The following is a 24,415-nucleotide window of genomic DNA, read 5'->3' as shown; positions in this document are numbered from 1 at the left end:
GTTAAACGACGTTGCCGAGTTGGAAGATGGGAAGGTACATGGCAACGACAAGGCCGCCGACCACTACGCCCAGGACAACCATGATCATGGGTTCCATCAGGCTGGTAAGGCTGTCGACCATATTGTCGACTTCGGCTTCATAAAAACTGGCGACTTTGTCGAGCATGTCATCAAGTGCACCCGACTCTTCGCCAATCGCTGTCATTTGGATAGCCAGGCTGGGGAAGACGCCGGTAGAACGCATGGAGAAGTTGAGCTGCATACCGGTGGACACATCTTGTTTTATGCGATTGACCGCTGTTTTAAAAACGATGTTGCCAGTCGCGCCTGATACCGAATCAAGTGCTTCGACCAGCGGCACGCCCGCTGCAAATGTTGTGGACAGGGTGCGTGCGTAGCGAGCCACGGCTGATTTGTAGAGTATTCCGCCGATCACCGGCAACTTCAGCAGCAGCCTGTCAACAGCGTCGTGAAACCGCTGGTTGGTGCTGTGGGCATACTTGAATGCATACACGGCGCCGATCAGGGCTGCCAGCACCAGGTACCACCACTCCTGCAGGACCACCGACAGGTTGATCACCATTTGGGTGAAGGCAGGAAGTTCCGCGCCAAAGCCTTTGAATACCGCTTCGAACTGCGGCACCACTTTTATCAACAGGATGCCTGAAACGATGAACGCCACTACCAGTACGGCTGCAGGGTAAGTCATGGCTTTCTTGATCTTGGCCTTCAGGGCTTCTGTCTTCTCCTTGTAAGTGGCGACCCTGTCCAGCAGCGTTTCCAGCGCACCTGCCTGCTCGCCTGCATCGACCAGGTTGCAGTACAAATCATCAAAATGCTTGGGGTGCTTGCGGAGCGCGCTGGCAAAACTGTTGCCGGCAGCCACTTCCTGCTTCAGATCGTCCACCAGCTTGCGCATGTTGGGATTCTCGAAGCCTTCGCCGATGATGTCGAAAGACTGCAGCAGCGGAACGCCGGCACGCATCATGGTTGCCATCTGGCGAGTGAACAGGGCAATGTCCAGCGGCTTGATCTTCTTGCCTTTGCCGAAAATCGAGATGGTTTTCTTGCGGACCTTGGTCGGGTTTATACCCTGTTTGCGCAGTTGGGCCTTGATCAGGGGCAGCGAAGGGCCACTGATTTCCCCAGTGACCTTGGTACCCTTGCGATCCAGGCCTTCCCACGTGTAGACGCTGACTTTTGCCGCTTTGACCGCCATCGTTTAGTCCTTGGTAACCCGGTTGACTTCTTCAAGGCTGGTTACACCTTGCATGACCTTGTCGAGCCCGGAGGTACGCAGGTCGTTGAAGCCTTCCTTACGCATTTGGCGGGCGATGTCGATGGAGTTGCCTTCTTCCATGATCAGGCGTTGCAGTGCCTGGGTGTTCTTGACCACTTCATAGATGCCTTGCCGCCCCTTGTAGCCGCCATTGCAATGTTCGCAGCCTACCGCTTCATACACCTTGAATGTGCCAATCCGCTCTTCCGGGAAACCTTCCTTGATCAAGGCTTCCTTCGGAATCTGGATTTCCTTCTTGCAATGGGCGCACAGCTTGCGCGCCAGGCGCTGGGCAATGATGAGATTGACCGAAGTGGCGATGTTGAACCCCGCCACGCCCATGTTCTGCAGGCGCGTCAATGTTTCCGCAGCACTGTTGGTGTGCAGGGTAGACAACACAAGGTGACCGGTTTGCGCGGCTTTGATGGCGATTTCCGCAGTTTCCAGGTCGCGAATCTCACCGACCATGATCACGTCCGGGTCCTGGCGCAGGAATGAGCGAAGCGCCTGTGCAAAGTCGAGGCCCTGTTTGGGGTTGACGTTGACCTGGTTGATACCTTCCATGTTGATCTCCACCGGGTCTTCGGCGGTGGAGATATTGATATCCACAGTGTTGAGAATATTCAGGCCGGTGTACAGCGAGACTGTTTTACCGGAACCCGTAGGGCCGGTGACCAGAATCATGCCTTGCGGCTGGCGCAAGGCTTGAAGGTAGAGCTCCTTCTGATCGGCCTCATAACCCAGCGCATCAATGCCCATCTGGGCGCTGGACGGGTCGAGGATCCGCATCACGATCTTCTCTCCCCACAGGGTCGGCAAGGTATTGACCCGGAAGTCGATGGCCTTGTTTTTCGAGATGCGCATCTTGATCCTGCCGTCTTGCGGCTTGCGCCGTTCGGATATGTCCAGGCTGGCCATCACCTTCAGGCGGGCGGCAATACGGCCAGCCAGGTTGATCGGTGGCTTGGCTACTTCACGCAGGATGCCGTCGGTACGCACCCGCACCCGGTACACTTTCTCGTAGGGTTCGAAGTGCAGGTCGGATGAGCCGCCACGTATGGCATCCAGCAGCATCTTGTTGACGAAGCGCACCACTGGCGCGTCATCAGACTCCTGCCCTACGGGCTCGTCCTTGTCATCGTCGATAACCTGTACGTCGAGGCCATCAAGGTCGACATCGGCCATTTCCTCAAGGCCTGTGCTGCCGTTGTCCAGGAACTTCTCGATGGCGTCGGTGAGCTTGTCGTCTTCAACCAGAATGGCTTCGGTGGTCAGGCCGGTGCTGAACTGAATATCGGTGATGGCTTGATGGTTGGTGGGGTCCGATATACCCACGAACAGCTTGTTGCCCCGCCGCCACAGGGGCAGCGCGCGGTGTTGGCGGATCAGCTTTTCGCTTACCAGGCCCTTGGGCTGGCTCTCCTTGTCCAGCATGGTGAGGTCCATGAAGGCCACGCCAAACTGCTCGGACGCCACTTCGGCGATTTCGCGGCTCTTTACCAGCTTGCCCTGCACGAGAAAATGCACGAGCGGAATTCGGTTGCGTTGAGCTTGCTGATACGCCTGTTGCGCGCTTTTGTCAGTGAGCAGTTCAGCCTGGACCAGATGCTTGGCCAGACCAGTAAGGGCGATATCGTTCATTTAGGCACCGGACACAACTAATCGGTGTTTTATAGCGTAGTCGGGCGGTGGTGCCAAATCGGATAAAAGGGTGTGACAAAAAACGTCAGTTTTGCCCTCGTTGTGTCTGCTCCGGTAGCCCGGTTAGCCTGCGTCAGGCCCAATAAACGCGCCGATTGAGAACTGGCATGGCGGTTGCTGATGTTCCACTAGGCAATTGGCCTTCTCTCACATTTGGAGACGAACATATGAAGGGACAAAAGGGTTTCACCCTGATCGAGCTGCTGATCGTGGTTGCGATCATCGGCATCCTGGCCGCTATCGCAATCCCTGCATACTCCAAGTATCAGGCGCGAGCGAAGGCGACTGCAGGCCTGGCTGAAATTTCCGCGTTGAAGACTGGTTTTGAGGACGCTCTGAGTAACGCCGTAGTTCCTAGCACTGCAGCCAGCATCGGCGGTACCTCGCCAACGCAGAACTGCACCCTCACTGTTACCGGCACCACCATTATATGTGCGCTGGTAGCCCCTCCGACCGTAATTTCGGGCGGCACTATTACTTTGACGCGCGATGCTACGAGCGGCTGGACTTGCGCCACCAACGCTAACATCACTTCAGATTACAAACCCAAAGGCTGTTCTTGATCCTGAATCAAGCGTTGGGTAGCTTTACTGATGCTTAACTAGTTATCCATAATGCTTCCCCCCCTGCTTCGCCTCCATTGAGAGGCGAAGCTTTTTTACGTTGAGATAGACGGAACTATGAAGGCACAAAAAGGCTTCACCTTGATCGAATTGCTCATTGTCGTTGCCATCATTGGCATTCTGGCTGCCATTGCAATTCCTGCTTATTCCAAGTACCAAGCTCGTGCTAAGGCAACTGCCGGATTGGCGGAAATCTCTTCGCTCAAGAGCGGTTTCGAAGAGTCACTTGGAAATGGCACCGTACCCTCTGCGGCAACTGGTATTGGTGGTACTGGAACCACTCAGAACTGCACGATTACCGTTGATGGAACGAGCATCACTTGTGCCTTGCTCAATGCGCCTACTGTTATCAATTCGGGCTCTATCAAGCTGACTCGCGACGCCTCGACTGGCTGGAGCTGCTCAGCCACCAGCATTGATAGCGATTACTTGCCAAAAGGCTGTACGGCTGCAGCGGCTGCTGCAGGTAGCTGATATACCAGCCCCGCCGTAGTGCGGGGCTTTTTATTGGGCGCAGTTGAACGCCCCCGCGGGCAATGCTAGCGTATGTACCACACCCCGCCGGTGTAGCTCAGTCGGTAGAGCAGCGCACTCGTAACGCGAAGGTCGTAGGTTCGATTCCTATCCCCGGCACCATCTTCCCCCGCGTCACCCACCCCTTTCCTCAATGCCGCGAAATGCGATTGTTCGTGGTCATGTTTGTGGTATCGATCAACCAGATCCATTGGTCATCGGCCTTCACGTTGTTGCACTTGTTGCCATACGCCGCGTAGTTCACGCACAGGGTGCTTTCGCTTACCTGCCAGCTGCCTTTCTGCGGCCCGGTGCCGGCCAGGCTGAGCACGGCGGTGCCGTCGAGTTGGAAGGTTTCGCTGTAGGCCTGGCCGTCACGGTTGATGCCGCGGTGCGGGCGGCCTACCAGGGCGGTGCTGATGGCATTGCCCTTGAGTTCCACGGCGTTGGCCGATGGCTCGCGGGGGTCGTTGGTGCGTTCGTCGTGCATGGCGCAGCCGGCGAGGAATATGACCAGGGCGGTCAAGCAGATCCCTTTCATGGTGAAGTACCTGTATTGGCGGGAGGGCCCACTGAGGGGAGATTTGCCTATTCCAGCGTAGACAGCCGAAGGCGCGCACCTATGTTGATTGGCAATAGGCCGCGCGGCGCTGATGAGTAACGGTTCTGCATGTTTTCTGAACTAATCGGGGCGGCGGCGGTTTGGAAAATAGTGCGCTCACGCTATCAAGCTGATTGAAGAAAATTGCCCGCCGTTCGTTATTCAAATGCGATGATGGCCATGTGCTCCAACTGCAAGACTACTAACGTTCCACGTTTCCAGAGGGGCCTATGACCCATACCTTCTTCCCCACGCCCTTCGAACCCGCCAGCTGCGCCCAATGCCGCAACCTGGAAGCGCTGGATTTCGACTTCACCATGGCTTTCCAGCCGATCGTCAACGTGCGCACCGGCCAGTTGTACGCCTTCGAGGCGCTGGTGCGCGGGCCCAATGGCGAGTCGGCGGCCAGCGTGCTGGGCCAGGTCAACGACGGGAACCGCTACCGCTTCGACCAGGCTTGCCGGGTCAAGGCCATCGAGACGGCGGCCAGGCTGGGCATTGTGGCGATCCCCGACTGCAAGTTGAGCATCAACTTCCTGCCCAATGCGGTGTACCGCGCCGAAACCTGCATTCGCGCCACGCTTGAAGCGGCCAGGGCATCGGCGTTCCCGCTGGAGCGGCTGATGTTCGAGGTGACCGAGGGTGAGAAGGTGGAAGACCCGGAGCATTTGAAGTCAATCTTCAAGGCTTACGAGCGCCAGGGTTTTACCACGGCCATCGATGATTTCGGTTCGGGCTATTCGGGCTTGAACCTGCTGGCGACGTTCCAGCCGCAGGTGCTGAAGCTGGACATGGCGCTGACCCGCAATATCGACAGTGACGGCGTGCGCGAGGCCATTGTGGCGGGTATCGTGCTGGTGGCGCAGCGGCTGGGGATTACCTTGCTGGCCGAGGGCGTGGAAACGGCAGGGGAGCGTGATGCGCTGCTGGCGCTGGGTATCGAGCTGATGCAGGGGTATCTGTTTGCACGGCCGCAGGTGGGTGCGCTGCCGCTCAAGCCACTGTAGCCGCTGCCGCAGGCTGCGCTGGCCTTGAACCTCGCTGGAAATCTCCAGTGAATATCAGGGCAGCGCAGCCTGCGGCAGCGGCTACGGGGGGCGTTAGCCTTCCTGCCGCCAGCGCACGGTGTAGTGCGCCGCGACGCTGGTCATCTGCGGCTGGAAGTGGGTGTTGGTGATCAGGTATTTGTCCACCTGGCCGTCTTCACGGTGGTGTTCCAGGGTGTCGCCGGCGCCGGCGTTGAGGGTGATCTCGTAGATCAGCGCCTTGTTGGGTTCTACCCGGGTCTGGAAAGGCCCCAGGCGGGTGCCGTCGATGCGGATGATGTAGACCTTGTCGGCCCCGGGGTTGAGCGTGTTCGTCACTGCGAGTACTCCAATACCTTCGTTCATCTCGTGGGTGGTGGTGTCACAGACTCAGGCGCATCGACAGGTCGATGGCCTTGACGTCCTTGGTCATGGCGCCGATGGAGATGTAGTCCACACCGGTTTGGGCAATGGGCAACAGCGTGCTTTCATTGATGCCGCCGCTGGCTTCCAACTTCGCCTTGCCGGCGTTCAGGCGCACGGCCTCGCGCATGTCGTCATGGCTCAACTCGTCGAGCATGATGATGTCGGCGCCGGCGGCCAGGGCTTCCGTCAGTTCGCTCAGGCTTTCCACTTCGATCTCCACCGGCTTGCCGGGGGCGATGCGGTGCGCGGCGCTGATGGCCTGGGCAATGCCGCCGCTGGCGGCAATGTGGTTTTCCTTGATCAGGAAGGCGTCGTACAGGCCGATGCGGTGGTTGTGGCAGCCACCGCAGGTGACGGCGTATTTCTGCGCCAGGCGCAGGCCGGGCAGGGTCTTGCGGGTGTCCAGCAGCTTGACCTGGGTGCCGGCCACCTTGTCGGCCAGCGCCTGGGCCTGGGTGGCCACGGCAGACAGCATCTGCAGGAAGTTCAGTGCGGTGCGTTCGCCGCTGAGCAGCGAGCGCGCCGGGCCTTCGAGGTGGAACAGGGCCTGGTTGGCGCTGGCGCGCTGGCCGTCGCTGACCTGCCAGTGCACAGCCACGCGCGGGTCAAGCTGGCGGAATACCGCGTCCACCCAGGCGGTGCCGGCTACCACGCAATCCTGGCGGGTGATGATGGTGGCCTTGGCCAGGCGCTCGGCCGGGATCAGCTGGGCAGTGATGTCGCCGCTGCCAATGTCTTCCAGCAGCGCACGGCGCACGTTGGCTTCGATCTCGGCAGTCAGGTCGGCGAGGCGTAGATTCGGCATAGCAGGCTCCACAGGCAAAGTGGCCGGATTATAGGGCAGTGATGCCCTGGCGCGAAGCCTTGCGAGCGGCTTGCGGCCAGGTGGCGCTACGCTACGAAATAGACGGGCGCGTGGGAGCTTTTTGCCATCTTTGTTGTCCACTTCGCATCGGGTTGCAAATAACCCGTTCAGGCGCTCTAGCGCTGCCGCCCGGATTTGCAGATAATGAGCGCCTTGTTATTGGCGTCATGTCTTTGACGTCGGTCCATATTGTTTTCGTTCCGCGTGCCACTGCTTACAAAAGCTTTTGCGCCAGGTAGCTGTGGGCGGGTGCCGGGAACCTGCATACTAGGGCGATACGCAACAGGACCTCATTCTTTCAGGAGGACGGGATGCACAACGATGGGAAAGTCGTGCCGTTGAACAAGGCCGCTGCTGACCAAGCCAGTCAGACGCCCTTGGCACGCCTGCCCGTTGTCCTCCTGCAAGTGCGCGACAAGGCCGCGCAGCAGTTGCGCCAAGGCCTGCAGGCATTGTTCGACAACGCCGACGACACGCTGTTCGAGATGGCCGACCGGGCCCAGAACAATGTCGAGCAGAACCTTTTCTTCGAAGCCATGCGCGACCTGCGCCTCAAGCGCAAGAGCATCGAGCGTGGCTTCCTCGAACGCCTCTACGAGGCTTTCGTCGCCATTGCCCAATACGAGATTGCCGAGCCGGTGGTGGCGCAGCCGGTCAACTATGAAAAGCTGGAGCTGGTGGCCAACGACGACCTGGAGCGCACGGTGGCCCTGGATGCCATGGTGGGCAAGGTGTTGGCCCGCGACGGCTTTGCCCTGGGGCAACTGACGGCGCGCTTGAACGCGCTGGTGCTGCGCCGCCTGGAGGACGCCAGCAACCCCTTGGGGCCGGCGATGCTTTGCGATTTCTTCCTGGAGGCCGGGCGCAACCTTGGCGTGGAAATCAAGGTCAAGCTGATCGTGCTCAAGCTGTTCGAGAAGTACGTGCTCAGCGACTGCGACCAGTTGTACGCCGAGGCCAACCAGCTGCTGATCGCCACGGGCGTGCTGCCCGAGCTCAAGGCCGCCCCGGCGCGGCGCAGCGCCGACCGGGCGCCGGCCCGGGAAAACACGCGCCGCGATGAGTCGGCCGGTACTGCCGCGCCCACTGCCACGCACCTGGATGAAAGCGTGCAGGAAGTGTTCGGCGCGCTGCAGGAGCTGTTGCGCCAGTTGCGTGGCAGCGTGGCCCCCAAGCTTGAGGCCAGCCACGACGCCCAGCCCATCACCACCAATGACTTGATGCGCCTGCTGTCGCACCTGCAGCAGTACGTGCCCTCGTCCCAGGCCGCGCAGGACGACTACGACCTGCGCTACCAGCTGGAGCAATTGCTGACCCGGGTCAGCGTCAAGAGCGGCAAGTTCCGGGTGATCGGCGTGGTGGACGAAGACGTCATCAACCTGATCGCCATGCTGTTCGAATTCATTCTCGACGACCGCACCCTGCCCGATTCGCTGAAGGCGCTGATCGGCCGCCTGCAAATCCCGATGCTGAAGGTGGCGGTGCTCGACAAGAGCTTCTTCAGCCGTGGTAGCCACCCCGCGCGGCGGCTGCTGAACGAGATTGCCTCGGCCGCCATGGGCTGGGGCAACCGTGATGACTACCAGCGTGACAGCCTGTACCTGCGCATCGAGCAGATCGTGCAGCGGCTGCTCAATGACTTCGTCGACGACCCGGCTATCTTCTCCGAGTTGCTGGCCGACTTCCTGGCCTTTACCGCCGATGAGCGCCGCCGCAGCGAGCTGCTGGAACAGCGCACCCGCGATGCCGAGGAGGGCCGTGCCAAGGCCGAGCTGGCGCGCCACCGCGTGCAGCAAGAACTGAACGGCCGCTTGCTGGGCAAGGTATTGCCGGTTGTGGTGGTGCGCCTGCTGGAAGAGGCCTGGAGCAAAGTGCTGCTGCTGGTGTGCCTGAAGCACGGCGACGGTTCCGCGCAGTGGCACGAAGGCCTGGCCACCATGGACGAGCTGATCTGGAGCGTGGAGCCCCATGATGAGCCCGACGCCCACCAGCGCTTGCTTAACGTGGTGCCAGGCCTGCTCAAGGCGTTGCGCGACGGCCTCACCAGCTCAGCCTTCGACCCCTTCGCCACCAGCGAATTCTTCAGCCAGCTGGAGCTGCTGCATGTGCAGGCGCTCAAGCGTGACGCGCTGCACCCGGCGCCGCTTGCCGCAGGCCAGGAGCCCCCGGCGCTGGTGGCGGTGGTGGAAGAAATAGTGCTGGCCGGCCATGGCGATGCCGAGGAACGCGAGCCCCAGGTGCGCCTGCCGGCCGACGACCCGGGCATGTTGCAGGTGGCCAAGCTTCGGCCGGGTTGCTGGGTGGAAATCCAGGAAGACCACGATCACCGGCTGCGCTGCAAGCTGACGGCGATCATCGAGGCCACCGGCAAGTATGTGTTCGTCAACCGCACGGGCATGAAGGTGCTGGAGAAGACTCGCACGGGCCTGGCCATGGAGTTCCGCAGCGGCGCGGTACGCATCCTCGACGATGCGCTGCTGTTCGACCGTGCGCTGGATTCGGTGGTCAGCAACCTGCGGCAGCTGAAAAGCAAGTAGACTGGCTGCAATACACATCCTGGAGCCACGGATGCACATCGATCCTGCCACTGGCTGGTGCCAGGGCGCCGAGCACTGCCCCTCGCCGAATTTCAACGAACGCCCCGACGGCGAGATCTCCCTGCTGGTGATCCACAACATCAGCTTGCCGCCGGGCCAGTTCAAGACCGGCCGCGTGCAGCAGTTCTTCCAGAACCAGCTGGACACCACTGCCCACCCTTTCTTCGAGACCATTGCCGAGCTGCGGGTGTCGGCGCACTTCCTGATCGAGCGGGACGGGGCCGTGTGCCAATTCGTCTCCTGCCTGCAGCGCGCCTGGCATGCCGGTGTTTCCACGTTCGAAGGGCGCGAGACGTGCAATGACTTTTCCATCGGTATTGAACTGGAAGGCACGGATTTCGAGCCTTTCACCGATGCCCAGTACCAGGCGCTGGAGCAGCTGACCCGGCAGTTGCTGGCGCAGTACCCGGGCATTACCCCGACGCGCATCTGCGGGCACAGCGACATTGCCCCGGTGCGCAAGACAGATCCAGGCCCGCATTTCGACTGGGCGCGTTACCGCGCCAGCCTGCTGGCCAATGAGGGCGAACAATGAGTTTTCTGGTATTGGTGCTGGTGCTGTGGGTCGAGAAGTTCTCGGCGTTGCGTCATCGTCTGCAACGCGATGGCGCCTGGCTGAAGGAGCTGGCGCGGTTGGAAGCGAAACCCAGGCTGGCGAAGGAGCCCGCGTTGATCCTGGCGTTGTGGGTGCTGCTGCCGGCCATCGTGCTGGGCGCCGTGCTGCTGGCGCTGAAGCCGGTTGCTTATGGCTTGCTGGCGTTCCCCATTCACTTGTGGGTGGTGATCTACAGCCTGGGCCGGGGTGATGTGAAGGCGTCGCTGGGGCCCTTCCGCGATGCCTGGCGCCGGGGTGACGAGCAAGCGGCGGTGCATGTGGCCGAGCGTGACCTGGGCGTAACCGGTGACGACGAGGCCAGCCTGTTGGCCAAGGTGCAGAACCTGTTCCTGTGGCAGGCGTACCAAAGCTTCTTCGCGGTCATTTTCTGGTATGTGCTACTGGGGCCTGTGGCGGCGCTGGTGTATCGCCTGCTGGCGCTGGCGGTGGCGCATTCGAAGCACCCAGGCGTGGTCGCGCGCGCAGGCAGCATTCGCCATGCTTTCGACTGGCTGCCGGTGCGGGTGCTGGCTGCAAGCTTTGCCCTGGTGGGCAATTTCGTCGCGGTGGGCAAGGTAATGTTGCACGAAGTGCTGCACTGGCATATCGGTGCGAAAAAGCTGATTGCCGATGTTGGGCGCGTGGCCGGTGAGCTGCCAGACTCCGCCGCAGGCGAGGCGGGTGTCGCCAGCCTGGATAACCTCTGGGACCTGCTGCTGCGTTCCGCAGTGCTGTGGTATGCCGTGATCGCGTTGTGGACCGTGCTGTTCTAGTTGCCGCGCGGCGCTGAACTTCGGTCAGCGCCGCGGTCCTCCGCTCAACGTTTCTCGGGCTTGCCGTCCAGCGGGTCCAACTGCGCAAGCTCGGCTTCATCCAGGCCGTCGCCGCCGCCGATGTCATCTTCATCCACCACGCTCAGTGCCCAGTCGGCCGGCCGGCCACTTCCCGGTTCGTCGGGGGAGCGCGCGCCGTCTTCGTCGATCAGCGTCTCGGGGCTCATGTCGTCATCAGTGGGTTCGTGGTCATCCATCGAGGCGCCGGTCATGCCGGCTTCGCGGGCGCGGCGCGGGGGCAGTTGCTGTTCAAGCTCGGGGTTGGTCATTTCGTCGCCGATCTTCGCGCTGGGCTCTTCCTGGTCCAGGTGCAGCTCCTCCATGGAGCCCATGCGGTCTTCGTTGTCGTCGATGGGCGCCGGTTGCGGCGCGTGCATCGGGCGGTGTGACTCGGTCATGGCTATTCCTCATGTTTGGGGCCTTAATAGGGTGGACCCGTGGCCTTCATGAAGATTCCCCCTGTATCGAGCCGGCCATCGCGGCATGCGCGTGACCTGGGGCGCCCGGCGCCAGTCATAGGTTGCGCACCAATTTCGAGGCTAGAACATGAACGATCTACAGGAACTGATTGATAACAACGCCCGCTGGGCCGAAGGCATCAAGCAGAAGGATCCCGACTTCTTCGCCAAGCTGGCGCGCCAGCAGACACCAGAGTTTCTCTGGATTGGCTGCTCGGACGCCCGGGTGCCCGCCAACGAGATCGTCGGCATGCTGCCGGGCGACCTGTTCGTGCACCGCAACGTGGCCAACGTGGTACTGCACACCGACCTCAACTGCCTGTCGGTGATCCAGTACGCCGTGGACGTGCTCAAGGTCAAACACATCCTGGTCACCGGCCACTACGGCTGCGGTGGCGTGCGGGCGTCCATGCAGGACCGCCAGTTCGGCCTGATCGACGGCTGGCTGCGCTCGATTCGCGACCTGTACTACGAGAACCGCCTGGCCCTGGCCGAGCTACCCACCGAGGAAGAGCGGGTGGACCGCATGTGCGAGCTGAACGTGATTCAGCAGGTGGCCAACGTGGCGCACACCAGCATCGTCCAGAACGCCTGGCACCGTGGCCAGCCGCTGTCGGTGCATGGTTGCATCTACGGCATCAAGGATGGCCTGTGGAAAAGCCTGGGCGCCAACATCAGCGGCTTCGAGCAATTGCCGCCGCAGTACCGCTTGCGCCCACTGTAACGGCGCACGGTTGGCCCACGTAGCAGCGGCCGCCAGGCCGCGTCAAAGGCCCGCATGCATAGTGTGTCGGGCCCGGACGCAGCCTTCGGCAGCTGCTACATCCTGTGGGAGCTGGCAAGCCAGCTCCCACAAGACAGTTGCTGCTATGCAGGGTTGATCCGCCAGGCCGTCAGAGGCTTGCGGGCACCACCAGCGGCGCCTTCAGGGTCTTCAGCACCTTGCTCACCGGCGCCGTTGCGCATTTCTCCCTGGCCTGCTCGGCCGTGTTGCGGCGCACCGAGGTGTAGAACAGCTCACACGTCTGTTCCTTGTCGGTGACCTGCCATTTTTGCGTGCAGGCGCCCAGGGTTGCCTGCGCGTCAGCTTTCGGGTTGCCACCCATGCCGGCCTGCCAGCAGGCGGCGCTGAGGTCCTGGCCCATTACCTTCAAGCCCACTGCATCGGCTTCCTGCACGTTGTTGTCATAGTTGGCCGGGTCTGCCGCGTTCCAGATGTAGCTGGGGTGGTTAGCGCCCAGTACGGGTACGTTCTGCCCCGGGTTGGGGCTGATGCTGGCCAGGCTCAGCACGCTGAGGTCCTGGCCGTACTGTGCCTTGATCCAGGCCCGCACCGGTGCGCCGAACGCAACCATGGGCAGTGTCTGCCCAGCCAGGTTCTGGCTGACCTGCTTGACCATGGTGGTCTGGTAGTCCTGGAAGTAGCCGTACACGCCTTCCAGGTCCTTGCCGGCGGTGGCTGGCGCGGCGATGGGGGCGATATCGATAATGGTCTGGTAACCCGGGGTCTGCTCGGCGGCCACGCCGTTGTCGGTCAGCAGCTGTGCCCAGCGGTCGCTGGTGTTGGAACGCAGGTAATCCTGGGCCTGGGTCAGGGAGTAGTCTGGCGGGAAGTGCAGCAGTTCGATGCTGCGGCGGTTCTCCAGGGCCATGCCCAGCGGCAGGAACAGATACCAGTTGTAGGCCCATTTGTTGTCGGCGTTGAGCTGGCTGGCGCCCTTGTAGGCCAGGTCGCCGGCGTTGAGCAACTGCACCAGTGGCTGGTCGTAGTTGTCGGGCACGCCCTTCAGGGTGGCGAACACCTGCTGGTTGTCGGTGGTCACGCGTACGGTGGCCTGGTTGTAGCCGTCGCGCTTCAGGCTCTGCTCCAGGTAATGCTCGACGGTCTGCTCAAGGGTCCAGTTCTTGTAGCAGATGACGTTGCAGTTGTTGGGGTAGGCAAACAACTGGGTGACGCGCTGGGTGCTGCCCAGGTCGATCTGGATGTCTGCCTGGGCGGCCCCGGCCAGGGTCAGGGCGGCGAGTGCGGTGGCGAGCGGGGAAGCCTTGGGCATACATAACTCCTTGTCAGTGAGAGGCCGCATAGTGCGCGAGTGTGCGTTGCCGGGGAATGCTTTCCGGCAAAAAAATTGTATGGTCTTGTGGCGGTTGCCGATGGCTACAATTCAATCCCATGAAAGCCATTCTGATGATGACCCTGGGGCTGCTGGCCGGCGTGGCCCAGGCCGATGACCCGCGTGACGAAGCGATGTTCGTGGCCTGGTTCCGCCACCACGACACTGCGGGTTTCGAGCGCTTCCTGATGCAGCGCAAGGTCGACACCGTGGTGCCGCTGTACCAGCTGCTGCGCACCGCCACCGACTGGCAGCAGTGCCAGGCGCCGCCGTTCGCGCTGCCGCCTGCCAGCCACTGGCCTGCGGTGGAGTCGACCCTGCAGCTGTTGGCCACGCTCAAGCGTGAAGGCGTGCTGGGCCGCTTCGAGGTGGTCTCGGCCTACCGCGGCAAGCGCTTGAATGCTTGTGCCGGCGGTGCGGCCCGCAGCGCCCATGTGCAGGCGTTTGCCGTGGACCTGGAATTCCCGCAAGGCAGTGTCGATGCGCAACGCCTGTGCGACTTCTGGAAGCAGCACGGCGGCGAATGGCAGTTGGGCCTCAGCCGTTACCCGTCCGGGCGCGTGCACCTGGACACCACCGGCTACCGCACCTGGGGTGATGACTACAGCGCACGCACCTCCTATTGCCTGCAGCCGACGTCAGGTTAGATGTGCCTTGAGCACTGCCAGTACGTCCCGGGCGAACGCGCCGCTATGTGCGTTGACCTTGGCGCGGAACTGCACCGGCGGCAGCACGGGCAGTTGCCAGCTGGCCGGCACCGGCACCGTGCCGGGTGGTATCGACGACTCGTTGAGGCAGGCCACCCCCAGCCCGGCGCTCAGCGCTGACTGCAGGCCGGCCACCCCTGAAGCGGAATGGGCCACCAGGTAGGGGCGGCGGGCGCGGTCGAGAATGTTCAGCGCCAGCCCCTGCAGCGAGCAGGTAGCGGGCAGCACCACCAATGGCAGGGTGGCAGGGCGTTCGCCCACCAGGTGCTCGGCAACCACCCAGTGCAGGCTTTCATCGCGCACCGGCTCCACGCCTTCAAGCAGCGGCTGGGCGCTGTCGTGGAGAATCTGCATGTACAGGCCGATGTCGAAATCTGCGGGCTCGGCCTCGATCAACGCGCTTTTGCGCACCGTCACGTGCAGGCGCAGGCCGGGGTAGCGCTCGGCCAGGCGCTTGAGCAGCGGAGCAATGGCGTTGGGGCGGAAGTAATCGGTGATCAGCAGGCGCAGGTCGCCGTTCAGCGCGGTGCCGCGCATGTCGTGCAGCACTTGGTCGTTGAGGTCCAGTAACTGCCGCGCATGGCCCAGCAGGCGCTCGCCCACGGGCGTGAGGCGGGTGCCGCGCTTGCTGCGGGTAAACAGTTGCTGGCCGCAGAAACTTTCCAGTTTCTGCAGTTGTTCACTGACGGCGGACTGCGAGCGATGCAGGCGTTCGGCGGCCGCTGCCAGGGTGCCGGCCTCGGCGACCACGGTCAGGGTGTTGAGCAGGTCGAGGTCAAAGCGGCTCACGATAATCGCGCCTTTCGCCGATGGCTGTGCTCGGAATATCCCGCTTTTCCGATGTCATGGCAAGGCTGATCATCATGGCCGTAATTCACTCAAAAGGAGCGACATCATGCCTGGTCTGAGCCTACTGATTTCCGGTGAACCAAAAGACGCCCTGGTGCCTGTGCTGGCGCGAGAGCTCACCGAGCTCACCTGCGCCATCCTCGACAAACAGCAGCAGAGCACCACGGTGATGGTGGATTTCCTGCCCCGCGCGCAGTGGTTTATCCACAACCGCAGCCTGGCCGAGCTGGGCAAGGACGCCTTCCGCCTGCAAGTCACCATCACCGATGAGACCACCACCAAGGACCAGAAGGCGCGGTTCCAGCGCGAGGCCTACGCCCTGTTGGCCGAGCGCATCGGCAACCTGCACTCGCACTCCAATGTGCATGTGATTGATTGCCGTGCCTCGGCCTACAGTTACGCTGGCATTACTCAGGAGTACCGCTACCAGCACCCCCAGGCCTGAGCCTTACGGATAGGGAATGGGCGTCAGCACCGGCTGGCCGGCGAAGAAGGCCAGCAGGTTCTGGTTCACCAGGCTCACCGTGGCCTCGGAGGCCTGCGGCGACAGGCCGGCGACGTGTGGCGTGAGCACCACGTTGTCCAGGGCCTTGAGGGCATCGGGCACCGACGGTTCGTCGTCGAATACGTCCAGCGCCGCGCCGGCGATGGTGCGCTGTTGCAGGGCCTCGATCAGGTCGGCGGTGGCGATCACGCTGGCGCGTGCGATGTTGACCACGAAACCGTGCGGGCCCAAGGCCTGGAGCGCGGTTTTGTCGATGGCGTGCTGGCTGCTTGGCCCGCCGGGGGTGGCGATCACCAAGTAATCGCACGACGCCGCCAGCTCCAACGGGCTGGCGCAGTAGTGATAGTCAACGTCGGTGCGCGGGCGGCGGTTGTGGTAGGTGATGGTCATGTCGAAACCGCGCGCCGCGCGCTTGGCGATTGCCAGGCCCACGGCGCCCAGGCCAAGGATGCCCAGCCGGGTGCCTTCAAGGGTAGGGCGGCTGAGTTTGCGCCACTCGCCGCGGCGCACCGAGGCGTCGGCCTGGGGAATGTCGCGCACCAGCGCCAGCAACAGGGCCATGGCATGGTCGGCCACCGACGAGGCATTGGCGCCGGCGCCATTGGTCACGGTGATGCCGGCGGCATGGGCGGCAGCCAGGTCCACCTGCTCGTAGCCGGCGCCAATCACGCAGATGATTTTCAGGTGCGGCAGCGCCGCCATTTCATCGGCGAAGAACCCCAGCGGCCCACGGGTCAGTACGGCGGTGATGCGCTGGCCGTGCTCGCGGATGGCGGCGGCGCGCTGCGCGGGGGTGGGCGCCAGAATCAGGGTGAAGCCGCTGTCTTCGAGAATGTGCAGGTAATCGTTGACGGCTTCGACCAGCACCAGGACCGTTGCGCTCATGGGTTCCCTCCGAGAAAAAGTAAGTCAGGCGTCCATTGACCGATTCCCTGCGAAAATGGTCAATGACTATTCACGCCGCCGCGAGCTTATTTCATGTTCTGGTTGACCGACCCCGCCGTCTGGACCGCGCTGTTGCAGATTATCGCCATCGATTTGTTGCTGGGCGGCGATAACGCCGTGGTCATCGCCCTGGCGTGCCGCAACCTGCCGCGCGAGCAGCGCCGCAAGGCCATTCTGGGTGGGGTGGCGGGGGCCATCGTGTTGCGCGTGGTGCTGCTGTTCTTTGCCATGCAGCTGTTGTCGTTGCCTTACCTGAAGCTGGCCGGCTCGTTGTTGCTGCTGTGGATCGGCGTCAAGCTGTTGGTGCGCGAGGATGACGGGCACGCGGACATTCGTGGCGATGTGCACCTGTTCAATGCCATCAAGACCATCATCGTCGCCGACGCGGTGATGTCGCTGGACAACGTGCTGGCGGTGGCGGCTGCGGGGGCTGGGAACATTTACCTGGTGAGCTTCGGGGTGCTGGTGAGCATTCCGGTGATCGTGCTGGGCAGCCGCCTGGTGCTGGCGGCGATGGAGCGTTTCCCGGTGGTGATTCAATTGGGCGGGGCGCTGATTGGCTGGATTGCCGGGGGGATGTTGGTGGCCGACCCGGCGCTGGCCGGGTACCTGCCGGGTAGTGTGGCGCTGCAGCATTACCTGGCCAGCGTGCTGGGGGCGGCGCTGGTGCTGGTGGCGGGGCAGGCCTGGAACCGGCGGCTGGTGGCGCGCCGCCTGTGAGCGGCCGCGTAGCAGCTGCCGCCAGGCTGCGTCAGGCGGTGGGTGCGGTTTGCCTGACGCACCGTGGCCGCCATGACGCGGCCTGGCGGCCACTGCTACGAGGCAGCGTCGGTCTCAGAATTTCAGCGCATTGGTCAGGTCGCCCATGGGCTTCTGCCCACGTGCCACCATCGCATCGTCGCGCTGCTTGAGGCCGTCCAGGGTCTCCAGCTTGAACACCCGGGTGATCAGCCGCAGGATAGACGCCGTGTCATACACGGTGTGGTCCACGGTGCCCTTGCGCGCGAACGGCGACACCACCAGCGCCGGAATACGCGTGCCCGGGCCCCAGCGGTCGCCCTTGGGCGGCGCCACGTGGTCCCACCAACCGCCGTTCTCGTCCACGGTGACAACCACCACCATGTTTTTCCATTGCGGGCTGTTGCGCAGCACCTTCAGGGCGGTGGCGATATGGCGGTCGCCGGCGGCCACGTCAGCGTAGCCGGCGTGCATGTTGAGGTTGCCCTGGGGCTTGTAGAAGGTAACGGCAGGCAGCTTGCCGGCGGCGGCATCGGCGAAGAATTTGTTGGTGCCCACCTCGTCCCCCAGGCCGCCGTCGCGCAGGCGCTTCTGGCGTTCGGCCGGGTTCTCCGGGCCCTGCTTGGTGAAGTAGTTGAACGGCTGGTGGTGGTACTGGAAGTTGGGGATCTTGGGGATACCGCCCGAGTCCTTGAACTGGTCCAGCGTGGCCTGCCAGGCGCCGGCGTACCAGGCCCAGTCGACGTTCTTCTTGCTCAGTTTGTCGCCGATGTGTTCGTGGGTCTGCGGCACCAGCACGCTGGCCAGGTCCGGCTTGGAATAGTCAGGGCGTTCCGGGTCACGGATCCAGGTGGGCCAGTACGGCGGCGCCATGGTGTTCACGGCGAAACCGTCCGGGGTCAGCGCGCTGGGGCCGAACGCCGGCGCGCCGGTCATGGCGCTGGCCGGGGACTTGTCCAGGGGCTTCAAGCGCGTGTCCAGCGGGTCATCGCTCTGCAGCGTGGCGATCTGTTCCTTGGCCACGGAGGTGGTGGCATTGGGGTAGAACGGCGCGGTGGCGCTGATCAGGTACTGGTGGTTGAAGAACGAACCGCCGAAAGCGCCCTGGAAGAAGTTGTCGCACAGCACGAACTCGCGGGCCACGTCCCACAGGCGCAGGGAATATTGCGTCTGGGCGTAATAACCCATGGTCAGGCCGCCGGAGTCGGCCCAGGCCACGAACTGGTCATTCTTGCCGCCGTTGATCTGCATCTGGTTCTGGTAGAACACGTGCCACAGGTCACGGGTGACCACGCTCAGGGGCAGGTCTTCCTGGTTCGGGCCTTTTAGCGCGAACGGCGCGTTGGGCAGGTTCTCCTGGTACTGCACGCCGGCGGCGTAGGTCACGCCGTCCACTGCTTGCGGGCCAACCTGCAGCGTGCCGCCCCAGGCTGGCGGCAGGGTCTTGAGCAGGCTGCCGTCGCGGTCGCGCTGCTGGTATTGCTCCGGCTTGAGCGCCGATAAGGGGTTTTCCAGGCCGGGGAAGTTGGCGAACAGGTTGTTGAAGCTGCGGTTCTCGGCGTAGATCACCACCACCGTCTTGACGTTGTCGGCCAGCGCCTTGTCCAGCTCGGCAGGCGACAGCGGGTGCTCATCGGCCTTGCCCGGCTGGTCATTGGTGCTGCCACAGGCACTCAGCGTCGCCGCCCCCACGCCCAGCACCGCCACGCCACCCAGGAAGCGGCGGCGGCTGGTGTCGGGCAGCGAGGGGGAGGAGGGGGCTTGGGTATCGTCAGTCTTGTCACTCATCACGGCATCCCTGGTCAGGCGTAACAAAAAAATACTGGCCGGGAGGGTAGCAGTGGTTTGTGACGGTTGTGGGGCGGGTTTGTTTCAGCGGGTTCCCTAGGGAAACAATCCGAAACGGCCGACCGCTGGGTAGGACATTCCCCAAGCTCTGGAAATGCCACAGCGAGACAAGGTGTGTCACCAGCATGTAGCAGCCGCTGGGTTAAATTTTCAGTTGCTCGAACTTGCCGGGAGGTGAGAAGCGCCAGCTGATCTTGAACCCGGCGCCACCTTTGATCAGCGATGACTGCTGGATAATCGCAGGCCACCAGCGAATGAGGTTGTGGGCTTTGTTCCAGTAGGTTTCCGTGGCCCATTGCCTGGCGAGGCAGAATATAGGAATGCCAGACGTTCTGAATGCCTGGCGCTCGGCGTCACCCTTGCTGAACCTGTCCTGTGAAATGACAATCCAGTCACCTTCAGCCTTCAGTATGCCGATCCAGCACTGGTCACTGGTGTTGGGCGCAAAGCGGTCCCTTAATGGGTAAACGTTATGGCCATCTGCTTTGGATAATTCATTCAGAGCTCTGGCCAGCGCCGGGGGCAGGTTGTGGTCGAGCAGAAACTTCAAGCCGCGCTCCCGCTTTCAAAGGCGACTGCGGCTGCCACATCGCTGGCTGAAATCTCGTACAGCGCGGCGATGCGCTCGCGATCTTCGCCTTCTGCCAGGTAGGCTTGATACAGCAAGGCTGTATCGATGCCGCTGGCTGACAATATGGCGCTGCCGAAATTCCGATCAGGGTCGATGACTATCACCCTGCTCCGTCGAAACGGGTAACGGCATTGGGGAGTTGGGTGAGCGTTATTCATGAAGCCCTCCCAGGTATGTGCGCAACGTGAATCGGAGGTGGCAAGGTTATCCATGAGTTTCAAGGTGCCGACGGCAGACACCGCGACACCAGCTCCTGCTGAAATATGACAAACGCCAGCATACGTCTGTCAGCAAAGATCCTATATCAGCCTAACCCCAAAATTTCGTAGGACTTTTCCCAAGCCAAAAAAAAAGAGCCTACCTTTCGGTAAGCTCTTTTTCGTACTTGGTGGCTACACAGGGACTTGAACCCCGGACCCCAGCATTATGAATGCTATGCTCTAACCAACTGAGCTATGTAGCCAAGATGGCGCGCATTATTCCCTCAGAACGAACATGTGTCAATCATCTTTTTGAAAATTTTTTACGTGTGATCAAAAGGTTAGGGTTCACGCGGACAAACGGGCAGGCAAACCCCCAGGTTTCGGACATAAATTGTTTCATTGTTAGCAATCCCGCCCCGAAAAATGGCACATTAGGAGCCCTTGCGCTGGACGTGCACTCGTTTGCGGCACGCTGAGCAGCGTTCCTACCCGTTGTGTGGAAGATTTGCCTGATGGCCATAACCAACGTTCAAACCAGCACGGCCCCTGCTGCCGCGGCAGCGCAGACCAGCCCCCTGGTGATGCGAATCATCGGCGCCTGTGCGCTGGCGCACCTGATCAACGACCTTATCCAGTCGGTACTGCCCTCGATCTACCCGATGCTCAAGGCCAACTACGGCCTGAGCTTCACCCAGGTGGGCCTGATTACCCTGACTTTCCAGATCACCGCCTCGCTGCTGCAGCCATGGGTGGGTTTCTATACTGACCGCAACCCCAAGCCGAACCTGCTGCCGCTGGGCACTATCTGTACGCTGGTGGGCATTGTGATGCTGGCCTTCGTCGGCAGCTTCCCGATGATTTTGGTGGCGTCGGCGCTGGTGGGCATTGGCTCGTCGACCTTCCACCCGGAAACCTCGCGCATCGCGCGGCTGGCCTCCGGTGGCCGCTATGGCCTGGCGCAGTCGACCTTCCAGGTGGGTGGTAATGCCGGTTCAGCATTCGGGCCGCTGCTGGCGGCGGCGCTGATCATCCCGTTCGGCCAAGGCAACGTGGCGCTGTTCGGCATCTTCGCGCTATTCGCCCTGGGCGTTACCTGGGTGCTGAGCCGCTGGTACAAGGAACACCTGAACCTGTTCAAGGCCAAGAAGGGCGGCCAGGCCACCCACGGCCTGTCCAAGCGCCGCGTCACCGCCGCGCTGGTGGTGCTGGGCCTGCTGGTGTTCTCCAAGTACTTCTACATGGCCAGCTTCACCAGCTACTTCACCTTCTACCTGATCGAGAAATTCCAGCTGTCGGTGGCCAGCTCGCAACTGCACCTGTTCCTGTTCCTGGGCGCAGTGGCGGCGGGCACCTTCTTCGGTGGCCCCATCGGCGACAAGATCGGCCGCAAGGCGGTGATCTGGTTCTCCATCCTCGGCGTGGCGCCGTTCACCCTGGCGCTGCCTTATGTGGACCTGTTCTGGACCACCGTGCTCAGCGTGATCATCGGCTTTATCCTGGCCTCGGCGTTTTCGGCCATCGTCGTCTTCGCCCAGGAACTGGTGCCCGGCAACGTCGGCATGATCGCCGGGGTGTTCTTCGGCCTGATGTTCGGCTTCGGCGGCATCGGCGCGGCGCTGCTGGGGCACTTGGCGGACATTCACGGCATCGAGTATGTGTACACGCTGTGCTCGTTCCTGCCGCTGTTCGGCATCCTGACGATATTGTTGCCTAATACGCGCAAAGCCTGACCCATGAAAAGGCCCGCGCGATGCGGGCCTTTTCATGTCTGCCGCCTTCCGTTACGGCGCTAGTGCCAACACCGGCGCCGGCACCCGCGCAAACCACCGGCTCACCTGCTCATACGCATGGGCCAACTGCAGCACCGCGAAGTCGGCCTGGTGGCGGCCGATGATCTGCATGCCCATGGGCAGGCCCTGGGCGTTGAAGCCCACCTGCACGTTGGCCACCGGGCAGCCGCTGAGGGTGCCGGGGATGACTACTTCCATCCAGCGGTGATAGGTGTCCATGCTGCGCCCGGCCACTTCGGCAGGCCAGTGCTGGCGTTTGTCGAACGGGAAAACCTGGGCGCTGGGCAGCAGCAGGTAGTCGTAGCGTTCGAACAACGCGTTGATGGCGCGGTACCAGTCGGTGCGGGTGACGCCGGCCTGGTGTACGGCGCTGGCGCTCAGGGCCAGGCCGTTTTCCACTTCCCATTGGGCTTCCGGCTTGAGCTGCGCGCGCTTGGCTGGGTCCTGGTAGGCGTTGCCCAGGGAGCCTGCGACGGTCCAATGGCGCAGGGTGCGCCAGCAGTCCCACAGGCGTTCCGGGCTGAAGCCCAGGTCGGCGTGTTCCACGCTGCAGCCCAGCGCCTGGAAATCGCCCAGGGCTTTTTCGCACAGGGCGGTGACACCGTGCTCCATGGCGAGGTAGCCGTTAAAATCGCCCAGCCAGCCCAGCCGGGTGCCCGTGAAGTCACGGGCCAGGGGCGCGGCGAATTCACTGCCGTCGCCGGCCAGCGACAGCGGTGCCCGCGGGTCGTGGCCGGCCTGCACCGACAGCAGCAGGGCAGTGTCGCGCACGGTGCGGCCCATGGGGCCTTCGTAGCCCAGCTGGTCGAAGAACAGGTCGGCGGCGTCGTCGAAGGGCACGCGGCCCTGGGAGGGGCGCAAACCGATGATGTTGTTGAAGGCCGCCGGGTTGCGCAGCGAGCCCATCATGTCGCTGCCGTCGGCCACCGGCACCAGGTGCAGGGCCAGGGCCGCGGCGGCGCCACCGCTGCTGCCGCCGGCGGTCTTTTCGGGGGCGAAGGCGCAACCGGTGGCGCCGAACAGTGGGTTGTAGCTTTGCGAACCGAGGCCGAATTCCGGGGTGTTGGTCTTGCCGATGATGATTGCGCCAGCGGCCTTGATGCGCGCCACCATGATGCCGTCGCGCTCGGGAATGAAGTCGCGGTACAGCGGCGAGCCCAGGGTAGTGGCAATGCCCTGGGTCAGCGACAGATCCTTGATGGCGTGGGGCAACCCGTGCATCCAGCCCAGGTAGCTACCCCGGGCCAGTTGCGCGTCGCGCTCGTCGGCCTGGGCCAGCAACTGTTCGGCCGGTTGCAGGCTGATCAGTGCGTTGACCAGCGGGTTGAAGCGCTCGATGTGGCCCAAATAGGCCTGCATCACCTCGCGGCAGGACACCTGGCGCAGGCGGATTCGTTCGGCAAGCTCATGGGCCGGCAGCAGCACCAGCTCGTTGACAGTCGGGGTGTTCATGGCAGCAACCTTGGTAACAGGGAAACAGACCCCGCCGTCCTGGCGGGGCAGTGGTGCATCAGCGCATCAGGTTGGTCCACAGCCGGTCGGCCAGGCGGATGGCGCCCTCGCCGCAGGTCTGGCTGAACACGACCTTGGTGCCGGCGGGAATGTGCAGCTCCGGCGCATCCTTCAGGCTGGCGTCGAGGAAGGGCTCCACGCCCTTGATCGGGCTTTGATGCTTGAGGAAGTTCTGGGTGATGGCGGCATTTTCAGGCTGGCTGAGGAAAGCAATGAACTTGCGCGCGTTACCCGGGTGCTGGCTGCCCTTGGGGATGACCATGTTGTCCACCCAAGCCATCACCCCTTGCTTGGGGTACAGGTAGGCCAGGGTCGGTTTCATCTCGCGGGCGCGCATGGCCGAGCCGCCCCAGAACATCGACATGTCGACTTCACCCGCGGCCAGGTTCTCGCGAATCGACCCGGCCTTGGAACTGTAGGTCTTCACGAACGGCTTCTGCGCCTTGAGCAGCGCCAGTACCTGCTGCATCTGCTTGGGGTCTTCGCTGCACAGCGGAATGTTCAGGTAAAGGCTGGCGGTATCGATCACTTCGCTGGAGGAGTCGAACATGTTGATGCGCCCCTGCAGCTCGGCCGGCGGGTGGTAGAGCACGTCGTAGCTGTCCAGCGGGCCTTTGTAGCGCGCGGTATCGAGGACCACGCTGGTGGTTCCCCAGATGAACGGCATGGCGTAGGCACCGTCCGGGTCCCAGGTGGGATTTTTCAGGTTATCCACCACGTTGGCGTAGTACGGCTGCTTGGCCGGGTCGAAGCGCTCCAGCAGCTGTTCCTTGATCAGGATGGGCACGAACTGGTGCGACGGAATCGCCACGTCATAGCCGCTGCCACCCTGTTTCAACTTGGCCAGCAGGGTCTCGTTGGAATCGTAGGAATCCACGGTCACCTTGATGCCGGTTTCCTTCTCGAACTTGTTGAGAATTTCCGGCGAAAAGTAGCCGCTCCAGCTCACCACGTTCAACTGCTCCGCCGCCTGCGCGGTGCCGGCAAGGCCCAGCGCCAGCGACATCCCTACGGTGGTCATCAACGTCTTCATGCATAAACCCCCACGGTTGGATAA

Annotated in this window: 25 protein-coding genes and 2 tRNA genes; 12 read left to right on the top strand and 15 right to left on the bottom strand. The window is 62.5% G+C overall.

Features of this window, described 5'->3' with window-relative positions; translation table 11 throughout:
* Position 1: 1 nt before the first annotated feature.
* The gene (locus AC0SZ7_RS14070; RefSeq protein WP_475504968.1) at positions 2 to 1,219 is read right to left on the bottom strand and encodes a type II secretion system F family protein; all 1,218 of its coding nucleotides are present in this window, start codon (positions 1,217 to 1,219) and stop codon (positions 2 to 4) included.
* 3 nt (positions 1,220 to 1,222) lie between these two features.
* Positions 1,223 to 2,920 (bottom strand): type IV-A pilus assembly ATPase PilB, encoded by a 1,698-nt coding sequence (pilB, locus tag AC0SZ7_RS14065; protein ID WP_475504967.1) that lies wholly within the window; start codon positions 2,918 to 2,920, stop codon positions 1,223 to 1,225.
* 227 nt (positions 2,921 to 3,147) lie between these two features.
* On the opposite strand from pilB, the gene AC0SZ7_RS14060 reads away from it, so the two are divergent.
* From AC0SZ7_RS14060 to AC0SZ7_RS14050, 3 genes are all read left to right on the top strand, one after another.
* Positions 3,148 to 3,543 carry a pilin gene (locus tag AC0SZ7_RS14060; RefSeq protein ID WP_475505088.1) on the top strand — a complete coding sequence of 132 codons (396 nt, stop codon included), beginning with the start codon at positions 3,148 to 3,150 and terminating at the stop codon, positions 3,541 to 3,543.
* A 117-nt stretch (positions 3,544 to 3,660) separates the two neighbouring features.
* Positions 3,661 to 4,077: a pilin gene (locus AC0SZ7_RS14055; protein WP_475504966.1), complete on the top strand. Its 417-nt coding sequence runs from the start codon at positions 3,661 to 3,663 to the stop codon at positions 4,075 to 4,077.
* 86 nt (positions 4,078 to 4,163) lie between these two features.
* Positions 4,164 to 4,239, top strand: a tRNA-Thr gene (locus AC0SZ7_RS14050).
* 28 nt (positions 4,240 to 4,267) lie between these two features.
* On the opposite strand, the gene AC0SZ7_RS14045 is transcribed toward AC0SZ7_RS14050, so the two are convergent.
* On the bottom strand, positions 4,268 to 4,657 hold the full coding sequence (locus tag AC0SZ7_RS14045) for a hypothetical protein (RefSeq protein WP_475504965.1): 390 nt from the start codon (positions 4,655 to 4,657) through the stop codon (positions 4,268 to 4,270).
* 290 nt (positions 4,658 to 4,947) lie between these two features.
* Here AC0SZ7_RS14045 and AC0SZ7_RS14040 point away from each other — a divergent pair, with 290 nt between their 5' ends.
* A complete protein-coding gene (locus AC0SZ7_RS14040; RefSeq protein WP_475504964.1) occupies positions 4,948 to 5,724 on the top strand; it encodes an EAL domain-containing protein in 777 nt (258 codons plus the stop codon).
* A gap of 93 nt (positions 5,725 to 5,817) precedes the next feature.
* Here the strand turns inward: AC0SZ7_RS14040 and AC0SZ7_RS14035 are convergent, their stop codons facing one another.
* Positions 5,818 to 6,081 (bottom strand): hypothetical protein, encoded by a 264-nt coding sequence (locus AC0SZ7_RS14035; RefSeq protein WP_475504963.1) that lies wholly within the window; start codon positions 6,079 to 6,081, stop codon positions 5,818 to 5,820.
* Between the two features lie 43 nt (positions 6,082 to 6,124).
* Positions 6,125 to 6,973, bottom strand: coding sequence for a carboxylating nicotinate-nucleotide diphosphorylase (gene nadC, locus AC0SZ7_RS14030; protein WP_475504962.1), 849 nt, complete (start codon positions 6,971 to 6,973; stop codon positions 6,125 to 6,127).
* A 371-nt stretch (positions 6,974 to 7,344) separates the two neighbouring features.
* On the opposite strand from nadC, the gene AC0SZ7_RS14025 reads away from it, so the two are divergent.
* The 3 genes from AC0SZ7_RS14025 to ampE are packed head-to-tail and all read left to right on the top strand — an operon-like array spanning position 7,345 to position 10,998.
* On the top strand, positions 7,345 to 9,570 hold the full coding sequence (locus tag AC0SZ7_RS14025) for a DUF1631 domain-containing protein (RefSeq protein ID WP_475504961.1): 2,226 nt from the start codon (positions 7,345 to 7,347) through the stop codon (positions 9,568 to 9,570).
* Positions 9,571 to 9,601: 31 nt separating this feature from the next.
* Entirely contained in the window at positions 9,602 to 10,165 is a 564-nt protein-coding gene (gene ampD / locus AC0SZ7_RS14020) for a 1,6-anhydro-N-acetylmuramyl-L-alanine amidase AmpD (protein WP_475504960.1), read from the top strand.
* Entirely contained in the window at positions 10,162 to 10,998 is an 837-nt protein-coding gene (gene ampE, locus AC0SZ7_RS14015) for a regulatory signaling modulator protein AmpE (protein ID WP_475504959.1), read from the top strand. Before ampD ends, ampE begins: the two co-directional genes overlap by 4 nt.
* 44 nt (positions 10,999 to 11,042) lie before the next feature.
* Here the strand turns inward: ampE and AC0SZ7_RS14010 are convergent, their stop codons facing one another.
* The gene (locus AC0SZ7_RS14010) at positions 11,043 to 11,456 is read right to left on the bottom strand and encodes a serine kinase/phosphatase (protein ID WP_475504958.1); all 414 of its coding nucleotides are present in this window, start codon (positions 11,454 to 11,456) and stop codon (positions 11,043 to 11,045) included.
* 148 nt (positions 11,457 to 11,604) lie between these two features.
* On the opposite strand from AC0SZ7_RS14010, the gene can reads away from it, so the two are divergent.
* On the top strand, positions 11,605 to 12,240 hold the full coding sequence (gene can / locus AC0SZ7_RS14005) for a carbonate dehydratase (protein ID WP_416426919.1): 636 nt from the start codon (positions 11,605 to 11,607) through the stop codon (positions 12,238 to 12,240).
* 169 nt (positions 12,241 to 12,409) lie between these two features.
* Here can and AC0SZ7_RS14000 read toward each other — a convergent pair whose 3' ends face one another.
* Positions 12,410 to 13,570, bottom strand: a complete 1,161-nt coding sequence (locus AC0SZ7_RS14000) for a hypothetical protein (RefSeq protein WP_475504957.1) — start codon at positions 13,568 to 13,570, stop codon at positions 12,410 to 12,412.
* Between the two features lie 119 nt (positions 13,571 to 13,689).
* On the opposite strand from AC0SZ7_RS14000, the gene AC0SZ7_RS13995 reads away from it, so the two are divergent.
* The gene (locus tag AC0SZ7_RS13995) at positions 13,690 to 14,277 is read left to right on the top strand and encodes a D-Ala-D-Ala carboxypeptidase family metallohydrolase (protein WP_475504956.1); all 588 of its coding nucleotides are present in this window, start codon (positions 13,690 to 13,692) and stop codon (positions 14,275 to 14,277) included.
* Here the strand turns inward: AC0SZ7_RS13995 and AC0SZ7_RS13990 are convergent.
* Complete coding sequence (locus AC0SZ7_RS13990) at positions 14,269 to 15,126, bottom strand: LysR family transcriptional regulator (RefSeq protein WP_475504955.1); 858 nt, start codon at positions 15,124 to 15,126, stop codon at positions 14,269 to 14,271. The two genes, AC0SZ7_RS13995 and AC0SZ7_RS13990, sit on opposite strands and share 9 nt — an antisense overlap.
* A gap of 106 nt (positions 15,127 to 15,232) precedes the next feature.
* On the opposite strand from AC0SZ7_RS13990, the gene AC0SZ7_RS13985 reads away from it, so the two are divergent.
* On the top strand, positions 15,233 to 15,631 hold the full coding sequence (locus AC0SZ7_RS13985) for a tautomerase family protein (RefSeq protein ID WP_475504954.1): 399 nt from the start codon (positions 15,233 to 15,235) through the stop codon (positions 15,629 to 15,631).
* 3 nt (positions 15,632 to 15,634) lie between these two features.
* On the opposite strand, the gene AC0SZ7_RS13980 is transcribed toward AC0SZ7_RS13985, so the two are convergent.
* Positions 15,635 to 16,576, bottom strand: a complete 942-nt coding sequence (locus tag AC0SZ7_RS13980; protein WP_475504953.1) for a 2-hydroxyacid dehydrogenase — start codon at positions 16,574 to 16,576, stop codon at positions 15,635 to 15,637.
* A 93-nt stretch (positions 16,577 to 16,669) separates the two neighbouring features.
* Between AC0SZ7_RS13980 and AC0SZ7_RS13975 the strand changes: the two genes are divergently transcribed.
* A complete protein-coding gene (locus AC0SZ7_RS13975; protein WP_475504952.1) occupies positions 16,670 to 17,356 on the top strand; it encodes a TerC family protein in 687 nt (228 codons plus the stop codon).
* A gap of 114 nt (positions 17,357 to 17,470) precedes the next feature.
* On the opposite strand, the gene AC0SZ7_RS13970 is transcribed toward AC0SZ7_RS13975, so the two are convergent.
* The 4 genes from AC0SZ7_RS13970 to AC0SZ7_RS13955 form a co-directional block, all read right to left on the bottom strand.
* On the bottom strand, positions 17,471 to 19,162 hold the full coding sequence (locus tag AC0SZ7_RS13970; RefSeq protein WP_475504951.1) for an acid phosphatase: 1,692 nt from the start codon (positions 19,160 to 19,162) through the stop codon (positions 17,471 to 17,473).
* 202 nt (positions 19,163 to 19,364) lie between these two features.
* Entirely contained in the window at positions 19,365 to 19,772 is a 408-nt protein-coding gene (locus AC0SZ7_RS13965) for a PIN-like domain-containing protein (protein ID WP_475504950.1), read from the bottom strand.
* A complete protein-coding gene (locus AC0SZ7_RS13960; protein WP_475504949.1) occupies positions 19,769 to 20,011 on the bottom strand; it encodes a DUF433 domain-containing protein in 243 nt (80 codons plus the stop codon). The genes AC0SZ7_RS13965 and AC0SZ7_RS13960 overlap by 4 nt, the downstream gene beginning before the upstream one ends.
* A gap of 228 nt (positions 20,012 to 20,239) precedes the next feature.
* Positions 20,240 to 20,316 (bottom strand) — tRNA-Met (locus tag AC0SZ7_RS13955).
* A 252-nt stretch (positions 20,317 to 20,568) separates the two neighbouring features.
* On the opposite strand from AC0SZ7_RS13955, the gene AC0SZ7_RS13950 reads away from it, so the two are divergent.
* Positions 20,569 to 21,786 (top strand): MFS transporter, encoded by a 1,218-nt coding sequence (locus AC0SZ7_RS13950; RefSeq protein WP_475504948.1) that lies wholly within the window; start codon positions 20,569 to 20,571, stop codon positions 21,784 to 21,786.
* Positions 21,787 to 21,837: 51 nt separating this feature from the next.
* Here AC0SZ7_RS13950 and AC0SZ7_RS13945 read toward each other — a convergent pair whose 3' ends face one another.
* Positions 21,838 to 23,298 (bottom strand): amidase, encoded by a 1,461-nt coding sequence (locus tag AC0SZ7_RS13945; RefSeq protein ID WP_475504947.1) that lies wholly within the window; start codon positions 23,296 to 23,298, stop codon positions 21,838 to 21,840.
* Positions 23,299 to 23,356: 58 nt separating this feature from the next.
* Positions 23,357 to 24,391: an ABC transporter substrate-binding protein gene (locus tag AC0SZ7_RS13940; RefSeq protein ID WP_475504946.1), complete on the bottom strand. Its 1,035-nt coding sequence runs from the start codon at positions 24,389 to 24,391 to the stop codon at positions 23,357 to 23,359.
* Positions 24,392 to 24,415 lie beyond the last annotated feature (24 nt).

It is taken from the genome of Pseudomonas sp. JC1203, assembly GCF_056175065.1.
The sequence above is the reverse complement of the archived record's forward strand: the minus strand, read 5'-3'. Positions and strand labels throughout refer to the sequence as shown.

Bases quoted from the DNA above. Each gene is read 5' to 3' on its own strand.
- AC0SZ7_RS14070 (WP_475504968.1), bottom strand. From the start codon at position 1,219: ATGGCGGTCAAAGCGGCAAAAGTCAGCGTCTACACGTGGGAAGGCCTG.
- pilB (WP_475504967.1), bottom strand. From the start codon at position 2,920: ATGAACGATATCGCCCTTACTGGTCTGGCCAAGCATCTGGTCCAGGCT.
- AC0SZ7_RS14060 (WP_475505088.1), top strand. From the start codon at position 3,148: ATGAAGGGACAAAAGGGTTTCACCCTGATCGAGCTGCTGATCGTGGTT.
- AC0SZ7_RS14055 (WP_475504966.1), top strand. From the start codon at position 3,661: ATGAAGGCACAAAAAGGCTTCACCTTGATCGAATTGCTCATTGTCGTT.
- AC0SZ7_RS14045 (WP_475504965.1), bottom strand. From the start codon at position 4,657: ATGAAAGGGATCTGCTTGACCGCCCTGGTCATATTCCTCGCCGGCTGC.
- AC0SZ7_RS14040 (WP_475504964.1), top strand. From the start codon at position 4,948: ATGACCCATACCTTCTTCCCCACGCCCTTCGAACCCGCCAGCTGCGCC.
- nadC (WP_475504962.1), bottom strand. From the start codon at position 6,973: ATGCCGAATCTACGCCTCGCCGACCTGACTGCCGAGATCGAAGCCAAC.
- AC0SZ7_RS14025 (WP_475504961.1), top strand. From the start codon at position 7,345: ATGCACAACGATGGGAAAGTCGTGCCGTTGAACAAGGCCGCTGCTGAC.
- ampD (WP_475504960.1), top strand. From the start codon at position 9,602: ATGCACATCGATCCTGCCACTGGCTGGTGCCAGGGCGCCGAGCACTGC.
- ampE (WP_475504959.1), top strand. From the start codon at position 10,162: ATGAGTTTTCTGGTATTGGTGCTGGTGCTGTGGGTCGAGAAGTTCTCG.
- AC0SZ7_RS14010 (WP_475504958.1), bottom strand. From the start codon at position 11,456: ATGACCGAGTCACACCGCCCGATGCACGCGCCGCAACCGGCGCCCATC.
- can (WP_416426919.1), top strand. From the start codon at position 11,605: ATGAACGATCTACAGGAACTGATTGATAACAACGCCCGCTGGGCCGAA.
- AC0SZ7_RS14000 (WP_475504957.1), bottom strand. From the start codon at position 13,570: ATGCCCAAGGCTTCCCCGCTCGCCACCGCACTCGCCGCCCTGACCCTG.
- AC0SZ7_RS13995 (WP_475504956.1), top strand. From the start codon at position 13,690: ATGAAAGCCATTCTGATGATGACCCTGGGGCTGCTGGCCGGCGTGGCC.
- AC0SZ7_RS13985 (WP_475504954.1), top strand. From the start codon at position 15,233: ATGCCTGGTCTGAGCCTACTGATTTCCGGTGAACCAAAAGACGCCCTG.
- AC0SZ7_RS13980 (WP_475504953.1), bottom strand. From the start codon at position 16,576: ATGAGCGCAACGGTCCTGGTGCTGGTCGAAGCCGTCAACGATTACCTG.
- AC0SZ7_RS13975 (WP_475504952.1), top strand. From the start codon at position 16,670: ATGTTCTGGTTGACCGACCCCGCCGTCTGGACCGCGCTGTTGCAGATT.
- AC0SZ7_RS13970 (WP_475504951.1), bottom strand. From the start codon at position 19,162: ATGAGTGACAAGACTGACGATACCCAAGCCCCCTCCTCCCCCTCGCTG.
- AC0SZ7_RS13960 (WP_475504949.1), bottom strand. From the start codon at position 20,011: ATGAATAACGCTCACCCAACTCCCCAATGCCGTTACCCGTTTCGACGG.
- AC0SZ7_RS13950 (WP_475504948.1), top strand. From the start codon at position 20,569: ATGGCCATAACCAACGTTCAAACCAGCACGGCCCCTGCTGCCGCGGCA.
- AC0SZ7_RS13945 (WP_475504947.1), bottom strand. From the start codon at position 23,298: ATGAACACCCCGACTGTCAACGAGCTGGTGCTGCTGCCGGCCCATGAG.
- AC0SZ7_RS13940 (WP_475504946.1), bottom strand. From the start codon at position 24,391: ATGAAGACGTTGATGACCACCGTAGGGATGTCGCTGGCGCTGGGCCTT.